Annotated in this window: 13 protein-coding genes; 6 read left to right on the forward strand and 7 right to left on the reverse strand. The window is 76.1% G+C overall.

Translation table 11 applies throughout. The features are described from left to right. The 5 genes from HGCM_RS19855 to HGCM_RS09550 form a co-directional block, all read right to left on the reverse strand. On the reverse strand, nt 1–356 hold a 356-nt coding region (locus HGCM_RS19855; protein WP_040399039.1), incomplete at its 3' end, for a hypothetical protein. 133 nt (nt 357–489) lie between these two features. After that, a complete protein-coding gene (locus HGCM_RS09535) occupies nt 490–2,982 on the reverse strand; it encodes an ABC transporter permease (protein WP_246119450.1) in 2,493 nt (830 codons plus the stop codon). Between the two features lie 23 nt (nt 2,983–3,005). Continuing rightward, a complete protein-coding gene (locus tag HGCM_RS09540; protein WP_019136614.1) occupies nt 3,006–3,779 on the reverse strand; it encodes an ABC transporter ATP-binding protein in 774 nt (257 codons plus the stop codon). A gap of 204 nt (nt 3,780–3,983) precedes the next feature. Next, on the reverse strand, nt 3,984–4,703 hold the full coding sequence (locus tag HGCM_RS09545; protein ID WP_019136615.1) for a response regulator: 720 nt from the start codon (nt 4,701–4,703) through the stop codon (nt 3,984–3,986). After that, nucleotides 4,700–5,983 (reverse strand): DUF7134 domain-containing protein, encoded by a 1,284-nt coding sequence (locus tag HGCM_RS09550; protein ID WP_019136616.1) that lies wholly within the window; start codon nt 5,981–5,983, stop codon nt 4,700–4,702. The genes HGCM_RS09545 and HGCM_RS09550 overlap by 4 nt, the downstream gene beginning before the upstream one ends. A 153-nt stretch (nt 5,984–6,136) precedes the next feature. Here HGCM_RS09550 and HGCM_RS09555 point away from each other — a divergent pair, with 153 nt between their 5' ends. The 3 genes from HGCM_RS09555 (at nt 6,137) to manA (ending at nt 9,489) form a co-directional block, all read left to right on the forward strand. Further along, entirely contained in the window at nt 6,137–6,838 is a 702-nt protein-coding gene (locus tag HGCM_RS09555; RefSeq protein WP_026075379.1) for a response regulator transcription factor, read from the forward strand. Nucleotides 6,839–6,840: 2 nt separating this feature from the next. Continuing rightward, the gene (locus tag HGCM_RS09560) at nt 6,841–8,163 is read left to right on the forward strand and encodes a sensor histidine kinase (RefSeq protein WP_019136618.1); all 1,323 of its coding nucleotides are present in this window, start codon (nt 6,841–6,843) and stop codon (nt 8,161–8,163) included. Nucleotides 8,164–8,292: 129 nt separating this feature from the next. Then, nucleotides 8,293–9,489, forward strand: a complete 1,197-nt coding sequence (manA, locus tag HGCM_RS09565) for a mannose-6-phosphate isomerase, class I (protein WP_019136619.1) — start codon at nt 8,293–8,295, stop codon at nt 9,487–9,489. 15 nt (nt 9,490–9,504) lie between these two features. On the opposite strand, the gene HGCM_RS17780 is transcribed toward manA, so the two are convergent. After that, a complete protein-coding gene (locus tag HGCM_RS17780) occupies nt 9,505–10,020 on the reverse strand; it encodes a GtrA family protein (RefSeq protein WP_019136620.1) in 516 nt (171 codons plus the stop codon). 111 nt (nt 10,021–10,131) lie between these two features. On the opposite strand from HGCM_RS17780, the gene HGCM_RS09575 reads away from it, so the two are divergent. The 3 genes from HGCM_RS09575 (at nt 10,132) to HGCM_RS17785 (ending at nt 13,326) form a co-directional block, all read left to right on the forward strand. Further along, nucleotides 10,132–11,349 carry a 5-(carboxyamino)imidazole ribonucleotide synthase gene (locus HGCM_RS09575; RefSeq protein WP_256998715.1) on the forward strand — a complete coding sequence of 406 codons (1,218 nt, stop codon included), beginning with the start codon at nt 10,132–10,134 and terminating at the stop codon, nt 11,347–11,349. Nucleotides 11,350–11,421: 72 nt separating this feature from the next. Next, nucleotides 11,422–11,961 (forward strand): 5-(carboxyamino)imidazole ribonucleotide mutase, encoded by a 540-nt coding sequence (gene purE / locus HGCM_RS09580; RefSeq protein ID WP_026075381.1) that lies wholly within the window; start codon nt 11,422–11,424, stop codon nt 11,959–11,961. A 96-nt stretch (nt 11,962–12,057) separates the two neighbouring features. Further along, the gene (locus HGCM_RS17785; protein ID WP_019136623.1) at nt 12,058–13,326 is read left to right on the forward strand and encodes an acyltransferase family protein; all 1,269 of its coding nucleotides are present in this window, start codon (nt 12,058–12,060) and stop codon (nt 13,324–13,326) included. A 39-nt stretch (nt 13,327–13,365) separates the two neighbouring features. Here the strand turns inward: HGCM_RS17785 and HGCM_RS09590 are convergent. Further along, nucleotides 13,366–14,377 (reverse strand): LCP family protein (locus HGCM_RS09590; protein WP_306426430.1); only part of this gene is annotated, 1,012 nt, incomplete at its 5' end.

Below are 14,377 nucleotides of genomic sequence, written 5' to 3' on the forward strand. Positions count from 1 at the left end.
GCCGGCACGACGACCAGCCGGTCGTCGAGGGCCGCGACGCCTCCCGCGCCCGGGCCCGCGGTGACGGCGACGTGCCACGCCGCGCGGGCGGCCTCCTCCTCCGGGTCGGGCTGCGACGGACCCGCGACGAGGACGCTGCCGTGGACCCAGGGCGGCGTGCCGGCGACGTGCGTGCCGTCGAGCCCGCGCTCGCCGCACGTCACCGCGACGCGCGCGTCGGCCCAGGCCGGGTCCCCGGTGAGCGCGGCGAGCAGGGCGCGTGCGCCGCCGAGCGTGACGCCCTCGTCGACCTCCAGGTCGACCGGCCGGTGACCGGGGCCGCGGGCGGGGTCGTGCACGAGGGCGGAGAAGAGCACCGCCCGAGCCTGCGGCGGCACGCGCGCCCCGGGACGCGCAGGTGCCCCGGGTTGTGGACCTGCAGACGAGTCCACAACCCGGGGCACGGCCTCGGCCCGGCGGTGCGCCCCCTCCGGCGCACCGTCGTGCCCGTCAGTCGACCGCGAGAGCGGCCACGGGGGAGGTGCGCGTCGCCCGTCGCGCCGGCAGCACCGAGGCGGCGAGGCCGGCGAGGAGGGCGACGGCCAGGACGATCGTCAGGTCGCGCCACGGGACGTCGAGGTGCAGGTGCCCGGCGCTGCCGAACACCGTCGCGGCGCCGGCCCAGCCGTACGCCAGCCCCAGCACCACGCCGAGCGCCGCGCCCACGCCGGTGATCAGCGCGCCCTCGACCGCGAGGGACGACCGCAGCTGCCGGCGGGTCAGGCCGATGGCCCGCAGCGTCGCCGACTCCCGCTGCCGCTCGATGACGGACAGCGACAGCGTGTTCGTCACGCCGACGAGGGCGATGACCACGGCCACCGCGAGCAGCCCGACGACGACCGCGAGCATCGTGTCGATGACCTGCTCGTAGCCCTGCCGCTCCGCCGCCGCGCTCTCGACCCCGAGGGGCGCGCCGCTCGGCAGGACGTCCTGGATGTCCCGCGACACGTTGGCCGCGTTCACGCCGTCGTCGAGCCGGACCCACAGGCCGCTCACCGGCGCGTCGGGGTCGATCGCGTCGAACGTCACGGTGTCGGCGAGCGCCGACGAGCCCCCGAGGTTGCTGGCCGCCGTGGTCACGCGCACGGGCGTGCCGTCCGTCGTGGTCAGCGGCGTGTCGTTCCGCGCGACGACCGACGCGGAGGAGGGCAGCACGAGCCGGCCCTCGCTCAGCCCGGAGATGGTGCGCTCGTCCCGGACCAGCGTCCGCGGGTCGGGCATCGTCACCACCTCGAGCTGGCGCTCGCCGGCCAGCAGCTGCACCGTGCGGACCGGCTGCACCTCGCGGACGCCCTCCACGCCGGCGACCGCGGCCCGGGCGGCGTCCATGGCGGCCGCGTCGACCGGCTCGCCGTACGACGAGAGCTGCACGTCGACCGCGTACCGGTCGGACAGCTCGCGGCTGAGCGACGTGCGGGCCGTGGCCGCGCCCGTGCTCATCATCGCGACGAGCGTCACGCCGATGAGCAGCGCGGTGCTCGTGGCCGCGGTCCGGCGCGGGTTGCGCACGGTGTTGGCGGCGGCGAGCCGCGCGGTGCTGCCCGCGCGCTGCAGCAGCCCGCCCGCGACCCGGACGACCGCCGGGACCCACAGGACGGCGCCGATGAGCACGCCGACGAACGAGGTCGCTCCCGACAGGACGCCGAGACCCAGCCAGACCATCGGGTCGGCCGCTCCCGTCGCCGCGCCGAGCGCCGTGCCCAGCAGCGCGAGCCCGCCGCCCACGGCGAGCAGGAGGCTGAGGACGAGCCGCACGCGCCCGGCCCGGCTCGACGCCTCGGGCGCGTCGGCGGGGCGCAGGGCCTCGACCGGCGAGACCCGCGTGGCGGCGCGGGCCGGCACGAGGGAGGCGAGGACGGTGACGAGGGTGCCGACGACGAGCGGCACGAGCACGGCCGCCCACGTCAGCGTGATGGTCGCCGGCAGCGGGGCCTGGATCTCGGAGCGGTTGAGCACGGCCAGCGCCACCTGGGCGAGCGCCGAGCCGGTCAGCAGGCCGACGGCCGAGGCGCCGAACCCGAGGATCGCGGCCTCGACCACGACGGAGCGCCGCACCTGACCGCGCAGCGCGCCGACGCACCGCAGCAGCGCGAGCGTGCGGGTGCGCTGGGCGACGAGCACCTGGAACGTGTTGGCGATGACGAGCGCCGCGACGAGCAGCGCGACGGCGGCGAAGCCGAGGACGACGGTCACGAGCACGTTGCCCGCCTGCGAGAACTCGGAGATGGTGCGGGCCGCGGCCTCGTCCTTGGTGAGCACCGTGGTGTCGGGCAGCGCCGTCGCGAGCGCCTCGCGCGTCTGCTCCGAGCCGTCGGCCGTCGCGACGAGCAGCGTCGTCGCGATCGGGTCGTCGGGGCCGGCGGCGCTCCACGCCCGGATGTCCTCGGTCGTGGCGAGGCCGACGCCGCCGTACTGGCGCCACGCGCCGTCCGGGTCGTCGACCAGGCCGACGACGCGCAGCGCGGCGGTCTTCTCCTCCCACTGGGCGTCGACCGCGTCCGGGTCGGCCGGCGGGACGGAGTAGGAGGCGCTGACGGTGTCGCCCACCGCGACGCCGAGCCGCTCGGCGGTCGTGGGCGCGAGGGCGATCTCGTCGTGGGCGGACGGCGTGCGGCCGTTCGAGACGCCGACCGAGCGCAGCCGCTCGTCGGCGGCGACGCCCAGCACCATCTCGTACGACGAGCGGTTGCCGGCGGTGAGGTAGACGCCGCCGGTCGTGAGCGGCTCGGCGGCCTGCACGCCGGGGACGGCGCGCGCCTTCGTCAGCGTGGCGTCGTCGATCGGCCCCTGCGCGACCAGGTCCGCCTGGCCGAACTGGAGCGTCACGGCGTCGTAGCCGGTGCGCGTGAGCACGTTGCCCGCCAGCAGCGTGGCCGCGACGAACGCGGTGCCGATGGCGATCGCGATGCCCGCGGCGACGAGCCGTCCGAGGCTGCGTCGCATCTGGGCGAGGGTGAGCCGGAGCATCAGGCACCCACCAGCGCGGTGCCCGCGGGGCCCTCGAGCGTGCGCAGGGCCTCGAGGCCCGCGAGCACGGACTCGGGGGTCGGGTCCTGGATGTCGCCCGCGATGCGGCCGTCCGCGATGAGCACGACCCGGTCGGCGTACGCGGCCGCGGTCGGGTCGTGCGTGACCATGACGACGGTGCGGCCGAGCTCGCGCACGGAGCGGCGCAGGAAGCTCAGCACCTCCGCCCCGCTGCGCGAGTCGAGGTTGCCGGTGGGCTCGTCCGCGAAGACGACCTCCGGCTTCGCGATGAGCGCCCGCGCGATCGCGACGCGCTGCTGCTGGCCGCCCGACAGCTCCGACGGGCGGTGCGTGAGCCGCTCCCCGAGGCCCAGCGTGCCGACGAGCGTGTCGAACCACGCGCGGTCCGGCTTCGTGCCGGCCAGGTCCAGGGGGAGCAGGACGTTCTGCTCGGCCGTGAACATCGGCAGCAGGTTGAACGACTGGAAGACGAAGCCGAGCCGGTCGCGGCGCAGCCGGGTCATCGCGTCGTCGTCGAGCGTCGTCAGGTTCGTCTCGCCCAGGTGGACCGTGCCGGACGTGGCCTGGTCGAGGCCCGCGAGCAAGTGCAGCAGCGTCGACTTGCCGGAGCCGGACGGCCCCATGATCGCGGTGAAGGCGCCGGCGGCGAAGTCGACGTCGACGCCGTCGAGCGCCCGCACCTCGGCGGCGCCGTGGCCGTAGACCTTGGTGAGCGCGCGAGCGCTCACGGCCGGACGGTCGGTGGTCTGCACAGGTCCTGCTCCCCTCGGGTTCGGAAGACCGAGGCGGCCGCCGCAGGGCGCTCGTCCTCGTGTCGCCACGACACTAGGTCGGCGGCCTCGGCGCGGGCGTCGCCCCCGGGGCGGGTCCGCGCGGGCGCCGTGTCCACCCGTGGGGGGAGGGCGCCGGCGGCGGGATGACCTGCGGGTGGACCGGGCGGGCGGGACGGCGCGGCGTCAGGACCCGGGCCGCACGAGGCCGGTCTCGTACGCGACGACGACGGCCTGCACGCGGTCGCGCGCGCCCAGCTTGGCCAGGATCCGGCCCACGTGCGTCTTGACGGTCGCCTCGGCGACGAAGAGGTCCTGCCCGATCTCGGTGTTGGAGCGGCCGCGGGCCATGAGGACGAGCACCTCGCGCTCGCGGTCCGTCAGCTCGGCGACGGCCGTGCGCGCGGGGCTCGGCGGCGCGTCGGGCTCGTCCGGCGGCAGCACCTGGACGAGGTGCTCGAGCAGCCGCCGGGTGCTGGACGGCGCGATGACCGCGTCGCCGTGGTGCACCGTCCGGATCGCCGCGAGCATCTCCTCCGGCGGCGCGTCCTTGAGCAGGAACCCGCTGGCGCCGGCACGGATCGCCGAGAGCACGTACTCGTCCAGGTCGAACGTCGTCAGGACGACCACCTTGGGTGCCGGGTGCTCGGCCGTGCCGCGCTCGACGATGCGTGCGGTCGCCTCCAGACCGTCCATCGTGGGCATCCGGACGTCCATGAGGACGACGTCCGGCTGCGGACGCCCGAACGCGGGCTCGAGGGCACGGACCGCCTCGGCGCCGTCCCCGGCCTCGAGGACGACCTCGAGGTCGGGCTGGGAGTCGATGACCATCCGGAACCCCGCGCGCACGAGCTGCTGGTCGTCGACGAGCGCGACGCGCACGACGCCTGCCCCTGCCTCGGTCATCGGTCCTCCTGGTCGGTCCCTCGCGGGGTGTCGTCGGTGTCGGGCCCGCGCAGGGGCCCCGGCGCGAGCAGCACGGCGGCCGCCGGGCGGTCGCTCGGCGTCGGCAGGGTGGCGCGCACCCGGAAGCCGCCGCCGGGGCGCGGCCCCGCGGTGACGGTCCCGCCGAACATGGTCGCGCGCTCGCCCATCCCGAGCAGGCCCTGCCCGAGCCCGTCGCTGTCGGCGGACGCGCCGCGGCCGTCGTCCGTGATCTCCAGGACGACGGACGCGGGCAGCCACTGCAGCATGACGGTGACCTCGGGGTCCGGGCCGGCGTGCTTGAGCACGTTGGTGAGCGCCTCCTGCGTGATCCGGAACACGGTCGCGCCCATGCCGGGCGGGAGCGCGCGCGGCTCACCGAGGCGGACGAGCGAGACGCGCATGCCGGCGTCGCGCATCTGGTCGACGAGCGCGCCGACGTCCGCGGCCGCGGGCTGCGGTGCCGTCGCCGGCGCCTCGCCGTCGGCGCCGGTCTCGGTGCGCAGGACGCCGAGCAGGCGGCGCATGTCGGCCAGCGCCGCGCGGCCCGTCTCGCCGATCGTCTCCAGCGCCCTCGTGGCGGCGCCCGGGTCCGTCGCGCCCGCGTACCGGCCGCCGTCGGCCTGGGCGATCATCACGGTGAGGGAGTGGGCGACGATGTCGTGCATCTCGCGGGCGATGCGCGCGCGCTCGGCCGCGGTCGCGATGCGGGCCTGCTGGTCGCGCTCCACCTCGAGCCGGTGCGCGCGGTCGACGAGCGCCTCGATGGTCTCCCGGCGCGAGCGGCGCACGAGCCCGAACGCCCAGGTGGCGAGGGCGACCGCGGCCATGAACATCCACGCGGCGACGTACTGCGACAGGTCCCTGATCCCCAGCCCGGGGCCCAGCGAGAGGGCCGAGCCGACGAGGGCCCCGACGATCGCGGTGCGGTGCGCCCACCGGCGGCCGTGCACCGTGACGGAGTACAGGGAGAACAGCACCGCGAGCACCATCGCGGGGGAGATGGTCCCGAGCACGACCATCTCGACGAGGCTGAGGGAGTAGACCGCGACCGCGCTCGCGTTCGGCCGCGTGCGGCGCCAGGCGAGCGGGGCGAGCACCGCGACCGCGAGCAGCGCCGTCAGCCCCTCGGGGGTGGTCCCGTACGCGGCCGTGCTCGCGCTGATGACGCCGAACAGCAGCGCCACGACGACGGTGAGGGAGACGTCGACACCGAACCGGTGCGCCTCCTCCCACGCCACCACCCGGTCGCTGCGTCCCACACGAGGAGCCTAGGCGGCCCGCGGCGTGCGCCGCGTGCGCCCACGGGTGGACGCGGGCCGCGCCGGCGTGCGACCGCGGGAGCAGCACCGATGTGACGCGCATGTCGTCGTGGTGCTGGCGAGGGGGAGGGTTTCGTGACCTAACATGAGCGAATGACCCAGGTGCTGCTGGCCGAGGACGATCCCGCCATTGCCGAACCTTTGGCTCGCGCGCTCGGTCGTGAAGGCTACGACGTGCGCGTGCAAGGAACGGGTCAAGGCGCGATCGACGGAGCGGCCTCCGCGGACCTCGTCGTCCTCGACCTCGGTCTGCCGGACATGGACGGGCTCGACGTCGCCCGCGCGATCCGCAACCAGGGCCTGACGACGCCGGTCCTCGTGCTCACCGCTCGCGCCGACGAGGTGGACCTCGTCGTGGGCCTCGACGCGGGCGCGGACGACTACGTCACGAAGCCCTTCCGGCTCGCGGAGCTGCTCGCCCGTGTCCGGGCGCTGCTGCGCCGCACGGTGGGCGAGCCGACGGACGAGGACGAGCTGCACGCGCAGAACGTCCGCATCGACGTGGCGGCCCACCGGGCGTTCCAGGGCGAGCGCGAGCTGCACCTCACCGCCAAGGAGTTCGACCTGCTGCGGGTGCTGGTCGGCAGCGCGGGCAACGTCGTGGCCCGCGAGACCCTCATGCGCGAGGTCTGGGACAGCGACCCGACCGGCTCGACGAAGACGCTGGACATGCACGTGTCGTGGCTGCGCCGCAAGCTCGGCGACGACGCGAACGCGCCGCGGTACATCACCACGGTGCGGGGCATGGGCTTCCGGTTCGAGACGGGCGACCACGGCGCGGCCGACCGGGCCTGACCGTGCGCCGCCGCGTCCTGCAGGCGACGATCGCGGCGGTCACCGTCGCGGTCGTCCTGCTCGGCTTCCCCCTCGCGTTCCTCGGCGCGCAGCTCGTCCGTGAGAACGAGATGCAGCAGCTGCAGATCCGCGCGGACTCGGCGGCGCGCGCCATCGACTTCCGGATCGGCACGGGCGCGGAGCTCAACGACCGCATGCTCGAGCGGTACACCGGCACCGAGGGGCAGGTCCCCGCGCAGGTGATCGTCCGCGCCCCGGACGGCACGCTGTACTCCGCCGGCGCACCGGTCGACGGGCGCACGATCCCCGTGCGCGCGACGTCGGACGCGGGGGCCGTCGTGCTCGTCACGGCGTCGTTCTGGGACGTGTTCTGGAAGAGCGCGCGCGTCATCGCGCTCGTCGTCGCCGCCGCCGTCGTGGCCTTCGCCGCGGGCATCGGCATGGCCATCTGGATGGCGAACCGGCTCGCGGCGCCCCTGGTCTACCTCGCGGCGTCGGCGGAGCAGCTGGGCGCGGGCCAGGTGCGCCCACGGCTCGAGCCGTCCGGCGTGGAGGAGATCGACCTCGTCGCCGCCGAGCTGGCGCGCAGCGCCGACCGCATGGCCGGGCGCCTGGCCGCCGAGCGGCAGTTCGCCGCCGACGCGTCGCACCAGCTGCGCACGCCGCTGACGGCGCTGTCGATGCGGCTCGAGGAGATCATGGCGGCGAGCGACGACCCGGAGATCCGGGAGGAGGCCCGGATCTCGCTGGAGCAGGTCGAGCGGCTCGTCAACGTCGTCGACGACCTGCTGGCGAGCTCCCGCAAGGCGCAGGGCGGCACGACGGAGGCGCTCGTGCTGCACGAGGTCGTCCACCAGCAGGAGGAGGAGTGGGCGCCGACGTTCGAGGCGGTGGGCCGGCGGCTCGTCGTCGACGTCGACCCCTACGTCCAGGTGCTCGCGACGCCCGGCGCGCTCGCGCAGGTGCTCGCCACCCTCATCGAGAACTCGCTCAAGCACGGTGCGGGCACCACGACGGTGCGGGCCCGGCCGGGCGGTCCGGCGCGCACCGTCGTCGTCGAGGTCGCCGACGAGGGCGCCGGCGTGCCGGACGAGCTGGCGCCGCGGATCTTCGAGCGCTCCGTGACGTCCGGCCGGGGCACCGGCCTCGGGCTGGCGCTCGCGCGCGACCTCGCCTCCGCCGACGGCGGCCGGCTGGAGCTCGCGCAGCGGCGGCCGGCCGTGTTCGCGCTGTTCCTCTCCGGCGTGCCGGCGTCCCTGCGGCCCGACGTGGTGCTCCCCGTCGGCGCGGTCGTGACCGCGCGGCCCGACCGCCGGCGGTGGTGACGTGGCTACGCTGGACGCCGACGAACGTCACACCCGGGAATCGGGCGAAAACCGGACGAACCGCTCCCGCGGGGGCGCGGCGTGCCGCACAGTGGGTGCACCGACTGCACGTGCGACGGAAGGACCCGCGTGTTCAGGCTGACCCAGGCCCTGCAGCACTACGCCTGGGGCTCGACGACGTCGATCCCCGAGGCGCTGGCGTTCGTCCCCGACGGGCGGCCCGTCGCCGAGGCGTGGTTCGGCGCGCACGCGGGCGCGCCGGCCACCGTCGAGACGCCCGACGGCCCGCGCAGCCTGCGGGACGTGGTCGCGGCCGACCCGATCGGTGCGCTGGGGCAGGACGTGGCGGCGCGGTTCGGCGGCGAGCTGCCGTACCTGCTCAAGCTCATCGCGGCGTCGTCCCCGCTGTCGCTGCAGGTGCACCCGAGCCGTGAGCGCGCCTCCGCCGGCTACGACCGCGAGGACGCCGCCGGCATCGCCGTCGACGCCCCCGAGCGCAGCTACCGGGACCGCAACCACAAGCCGGAGCTGGCGTACGCGCTCACCCGGTTCGAGGCGCTCGTCGGGTTCCGCGCGCCCCGTCGCGCGGCGGAGCTCCTCGAGGGCCTGGACGCGCCGCTGGCCGCCGACCTGCGCGCCATGCTCGTCGCGGACCCGACCTCCACCGGCGTCCGGACGGCGTTCGAGTGGCTGCTGGCCCCCGACACCCGGCCGGGCGAGGCGGACCTCGTGAAGTTCGCCGACGCCTGCGCCCAGCGGCTCGCGAGCGGCTCGCCGTCCCCGCGCACCGACCGGTGGGTGATGAAGCTCGCGGCCGCCTACCCGGGCGACCCCGGCGCGGTGACGTCGGTGCTGCTCAACCCCGTCACGCTGCAGCCGGGCGAGGCGGTCTTCGTCCCCGCCGGCACGGTCCACGCCTACCTCTCGGGCCTGGGCGTCGAGATCATGGCGAGCTCGGACAACGTCCTGCGCGCGGGCCTGACGAGCAAGCACATCGACGTCGAGGAGCTGCTGGCGAACGTCGACTGCGTCGCGGCGCCGCCGATCCGCATCGCCCCGGAGCACGTGTTCACCGCGAGCCGGATCTACTACGCACCCGTCGACGACTTCGAGCTGTCCGTCACTCAGGTCGCGGCGGACGCCTCGACGCGCGTGCCCGGCCGCGGTCCCCGGATCGCCGTCTGCCTGGAGGGCGAGGTCACGCTCGAGACGTCGGAGGGCGAGCGGCTCACGCTCGAGCGCGGCCAGGCGGCGTTCGTGCCGGCGGCCGACGGCGCGCTGACGGCGCGCGGCGAGGGCGTCGTCGTCCAGGCGGACGTGCCCTGACGCCGCGCCGGGCCCTCAGGCCGGGTGACCCGTGAACACCCAGCGCTTGTAGCCGACGTAGCGCAGCACCGTCCCGATGGCGATGCCGACCACCGTCGCGGCGTTGTCCGCCAGCGGGGAGGTCAGGTCCAGCACGTAGTGCGAGAACGCCAGCGTCAGCACGGGCACCGCGGCGCCGACGAGGTTGATCGCGGCGAAGACGACGAGCTCGCGCCCGTGCCGGGTCGTGCGGTGGTCGGCGAACGTCCAGAGCCGGTTGCCGACCCACGAGACGAGCGTGGCGGCGACCAGCGCGATGATCTTCGCCGTGAGGACCTTGTGCTCCAGCAGGTGCCCGGGGCCGAACCGGAGCAGGTTGAACAGCCCCATGTCGACGACGAACGCGACGCCGCCGACCGAGAGGAAGCGCGCGATCTCGTAGGCGCGCTCGCGGAGCGTGGCGGCGCGGATCGCCGCCCCGGCGACGGGCTGCGGCGCGGGGCCGGCGGCCGCCGTGGCGGCGTGCTCGGACTGCTCGTCCGTGGTGCTCATCGCGCTCCTCCTGCGCCGTGGGCGCGGCCGGGGCGGGTGCGGGGGTGGGTCGCCGCCGGTGCGTCGCGCTCCGCCGAGGATAGCCGCCGGTCCTGGCACCCGCCCGGGCCGGTGGTCCGCCCGCCGGGCCCCGACGGGCGGGCCCGCCGGGCTCGGCTAGGCTCGCGTGCCGTGACAGCACCGGTCGTGGCCGTGGTCGGCGGCGGGCAGCTCGCCCGCATGATGTCCCCGGCGGCGACCGCCCTGGGCCTGCACCTGCGCGTGCTGGTCGAGTCGCCGACGTCGTCGGCGGCCCAGGTGGTGGTCGACAGCCCGGTGGGTGAGGCGTCCGACCCGGACGCGGTCCGCGCCCTCGTGGCCGGCGCGGACGTGCTGACCTTCGAGCACGAGCACGTCCCGAACGACCTGCTGGACGACCTGGCCGGTCACGGCGTCTCCGTGCAGCCGGGCGCCGCTGCGCTCGTGCACGCGCAGGACAAGATCGTCATGCGGCGCCGGCTCACCGAGCTCGGCGTCCCCTGCCCGCGGTGGGCGCCGCTGGACGGGCCCGACGACCTTGCGCGCTTCCTCGCCGAGGGGGACGGCACGGCGGTCGTGAAGACGTCCCGCGGCGGCTACGACGGCAAGGGCGTGCGCGTCGTCTCGTCCCCGGACGAGGTCGCCGACTGGTTCGCCGCGGCGCGAGACGGCGGGCCGCCGCTGCTCGCCGAGGAGCGCGTGCCGTTCGTGCGCGAGCTCGCGGCGGTCGTCGCGCGCCGGCCGTCCGGCGAGGTGCGCGCGTGGCCCGTCGTCGAGTCGGTCCAGCGCGACGGCGTCTGCGCCGAGGTCGTCGCGCCCGCCCCCGACCTCTCGCCGGCCACCGGGGCGCTCGCGGCGCAGGTGGCGACCCACGTCGCCGAGGGCCTCGGCGTGACGGGCGTGCTGGCGGTGGAGCTGTTCGAGGTCGCCGACCCCGACGGCGGCCCGAGCCGGGTGCTCGTCAACGAGCTCGCGATGCGCCCGCACAACAGCGGCCACTGGACCATCGACGGCGCCGTGACCAGCCAGTTCGAGCAGCACCTGCGGGCCGTGCTGGACCTGCCGCTCGGCGACACCGCCCCGCGCGCCCGCTGGACGGTCATGGCGAACGTCCTCGGCAGCGCGCTGCCCGACCTCACGGACGCGCTGGCCGACGTCGCGCGCCTGGACCCGGGCGCCAAGGTGCACCTGTACGGCAAGGACGTGCGTCCCGGCCGCAAGCTCGGCCACGTCAACGTGAGCGGGGACGACCTCGACGACGTGCGCCGCCGGGCGCTCGCGGCAGCCGCGGTGCTGCGCGGCGAGGGCTGAGGCACCACCAGCCGGACGACGACGAGCCGGACGACGACGAGGGGCCGCGCGGCCCCGCCGACGGAGGACACGATGACAGAGCAGCCGGTGGTCGGGATCGTCATGGGCTCGGACTCGGACTGGCCCGTGATGAGGGCGGCCGCCGAGGCGCTCGCCGAGTTCCGCGTGCCGGTCGAGGTGGACGTCGTCTCCGCGCACCGTCAGCCGGAGAAGATGGTCGCGTACGGCCGGGAGGCCGCGGGACGGGGACTGCGGGTGGTCGTGGCCGGCGCCGGGGGAGCGGCCCACCTGCCGGGGATGCTCGCGGCCGTGACGACGCTGCCGGTGGTCGGGGTGCCGGTCCCGCTGGCCCACCTCGACGGCCTCGACTCCCTGCTGTCCATCGTGCAGATGCCGGCGGGCGTGCCGGTCGCCACCGTCTCGGTGGGCGGTGCGCGCAACGCCGGGCTGCTGGCGGTCCGGATCCTCGCGAGCGGCACCGACGAGCGCGCGGCGGCCCTGCGCGCCGCGATGGCGGACTTCCAGGACGGGCTGCGCGAGCAGGCCGACGCCAAGGGGGAGCGGCTGCGGGCGCAGGCGTCCGGACGCCCCGCGACGGGGTTCACCGCCTGACGCGCGCGGGCGCCGCCTGTGAAGACGGCGTGAGGATCGTCCCCCGGGTGCGCTCCCGGGCCGCGGCCCGGCGCGCCCTGCCCTAGCGTCGAGGGGATGACCACCGCCACCGGGACCACCGTCCGCGCGCCCGCGCGCGCCGGCACGGGGCGCCCCGACGGCGCCGCCGGACCCGCCGAGGTCGCCGGTCCCGAGGGCCGTGGTCCCGGTCGACCCGCCGACGGGACGCCGACGGCCGTGCGCGCCGGGGCGCGGCTCGCGGCGCTGGACGGCCTGCGGTTCGTCGCCGCGATGGCCGTGGTGCTGTTCCACTTCACGTCCCGCCGGACGAGCCCGTGGGACGGCCGCATGCACGAGCTGCTGGGCGGCGTCGGGGCGTGGACGGCCTACGGCTCGCTCGGCCCGGAGCTGTTCTTCGTCATCTCCGGCTTCGTCGTCCTCATGACGGCGTGGGGGCGGCCCACCGCGCAGTTCGTGGCGTCGCGCGTCGGGCGGATCTACCCGGCGTACTGGGTCGCGGTCGTGGCCACCGGCCTGCTCCTGCTGCTGGTGTGGCCGCAGGGCAAGCGCGTCACGGGCGAGCAGGTGCTGGTCAACCTCACGATGCTGCAGAGCGGCCTCGGGGTGAAGCACGTCGACGGCGTCTACTGGACGCTGTGGACCGAGCTGCGGTTCTACCTCCTGGTCGCGCTGCTGGCGCTCGCGGGCATCACGACCCGCCGCGTCCTCGCGTTCTGCTTCCTGTGGCCGCTCGCGGGCCTCGCGGTGCAGCAGGCCGGCTGGGACACCGCCGCGCACTGGCTGGTGTCGGACAAGGCGCCCCTGTTCGCGGCCGGCATGGCGCTGTACGTGCTGCACCGCGAGGGCCACCGGCTCGTGCCGTGGCTCGCCGTCCTCGGCAGCACCGCGCTGTCCGTGCACCTCGTCGCGGCGGACCGGGCCGCGCGCCTCGAGCACGAGACCGGCTACACGTTCTCCGCCGTCGCCCTCGGCGTCGCCGTCGTCGCCTGCGTCGCCGTCGTCGCGCTGCTGGCCCTCACGCGGCTCGCGGACGTGCGGCTGGCGTGGCTCACGTGGCTCGGCGCGCTCACCTACCCGCTGTACCTCGTCCACCAGTACTGGGGCCTGTACCTGGTCGACCTGCTGGTGGACCGCATCGGCGCGTGGGGCGCCGTGACCGTCGCGACCGCCGCGGCGCTGGTGGCCGCGTGGGCGCTGCACCGCTTCGTCGAGGTCCGCTGGGGCCCGCGGCTGCGGCGGGCGACCCAGGCCGGGCTGGAGCGGCTGCGCGACGCGCTCGTCCTCGACCGGGTCAACCGCGGCCCGCGCCTGCTGGAGAGCGCCTGGCGGCCGCACGCCTCCTGACGGCAGCGCGACGCGCTCCCCGTCACCCGGCCGGACGCGTCAGTGGACGCCGCCCACGTCCCCGGGCTCGAGCGTGCCGTCGCGGACGGCCTTCCAGAAGCCGCCGACCTCGTCCGGGTCGAGCAGCACCGTGGAGCCGACCCCGCCCGGCCGGTAGTCGAGCGACGCGATCGGGGGCGTGCCGGTCACGCCGCCGTCGCCGTTCGCCGCCTTGAACGCGAGCGCCAGGCGGCCGAGGTCGAAGATGCCGCTGCTCTCGTCGACCGTCAGCGCCGCGGTGCCGGCGTCCACGAGCGCCACCTGCTTGGCGGGCTGGAGCACGAGCGAGCGGGGCTCGATCGCCCCGGCCAGCCGGGCGATGACCTGCCGCTGGCGCTGCGCGCGGCCGATGTCGCCGAGGGGGTCGGACTTGCGCATCCGGGAGAACGCGAGCGCCGTCTTGCCGTCGGCGACGTGGCAGCCCGCCTTCCACCGGAGCTTGGAGTCGCGGTCCTTGACCGTGCGGTCGTAGCACAGGCGCACGCCGCCGACGGCGTCGACGAGGTCCCGCACGCCGGCCATGCCGACCTCGGCGTAGTGGTCGACGGTGAGTCCGGTGATCTGCTCCACGGTCTCGACCAGCAGCGGTGCGCCGCCGTAGGCGAACGCGGCGTTGATCTTCCCGGGACCGTGGCCCGGGATGTCCTCGACGTAGGTGTCACGCGGGATCGAGATCAGCGCCGTCGGCCCGCTCTCGGGCACGTGCAGGACCAGGATCGAGTCGGTGCGGGCGCCCTTCGTCCCGTCGTCCTTGACCGCGCCGTCGCCGCGCGCGTCCGAGCCGGTGAGCAGGTAGGTCGTCCCGGGCGTGCCCGCGGCGCCGGAGAGCGCCTCCGTGTGCCGGATCTTGCCGTTGGCCCACACCACGAGGCCGACGGGCCACGCCAGGATCGCCACGAGGAGCGCCAGCACGACCACGACGGCCACCGTGCGGCGACGCCGCCGCCGCGAGCGAGCCGCCGGGGCGGGGCCGGTGGGCGGCGTGCCCGACCCGCCCGGGCCTGCGGCGCGG

The organism is Cellulomonas massiliensis JC225 (assembly GCF_000312005.1).
In the GTDB taxonomy this organism is placed as follows: Bacteria; Actinomycetota; Actinomycetes; order Actinomycetales; family Cellulomonadaceae; genus Cellulomonas; species Cellulomonas massiliensis.

Excerpts from the sequence above, each read along its gene's own strand:
- HGCM_RS17785 (WP_019136623.1), top strand. The coding sequence starts at position 12,058 with ATGACCACCGCCACCGGGACCACCGTCCGCGCGCCCGCGCGCGCCGGC.
- HGCM_RS09555 (WP_026075379.1), top strand. The coding sequence starts at position 6,137 with ATGACCCAGGTGCTGCTGGCCGAGGACGATCCCGCCATTGCCGAACCT.
- purE (WP_026075381.1), top strand. The coding sequence starts at position 11,422 with ATGACAGAGCAGCCGGTGGTCGGGATCGTCATGGGCTCGGACTCGGAC.
- HGCM_RS09545 (WP_019136615.1), bottom strand. The coding sequence starts at position 4,703 with ATGACCGAGGCAGGGGCAGGCGTCGTGCGCGTCGCGCTCGTCGACGAC.
- HGCM_RS17780 (WP_019136620.1), bottom strand. The coding sequence starts at position 10,020 with ATGAGCACCACGGACGAGCAGTCCGAGCACGCCGCCACGGCGGCCGCC.
- HGCM_RS09535 (WP_246119450.1), bottom strand. The coding sequence starts at position 2,982 with ATGCGACGCAGCCTCGGACGGCTCGTCGCCGCGGGCATCGCGATCGCC.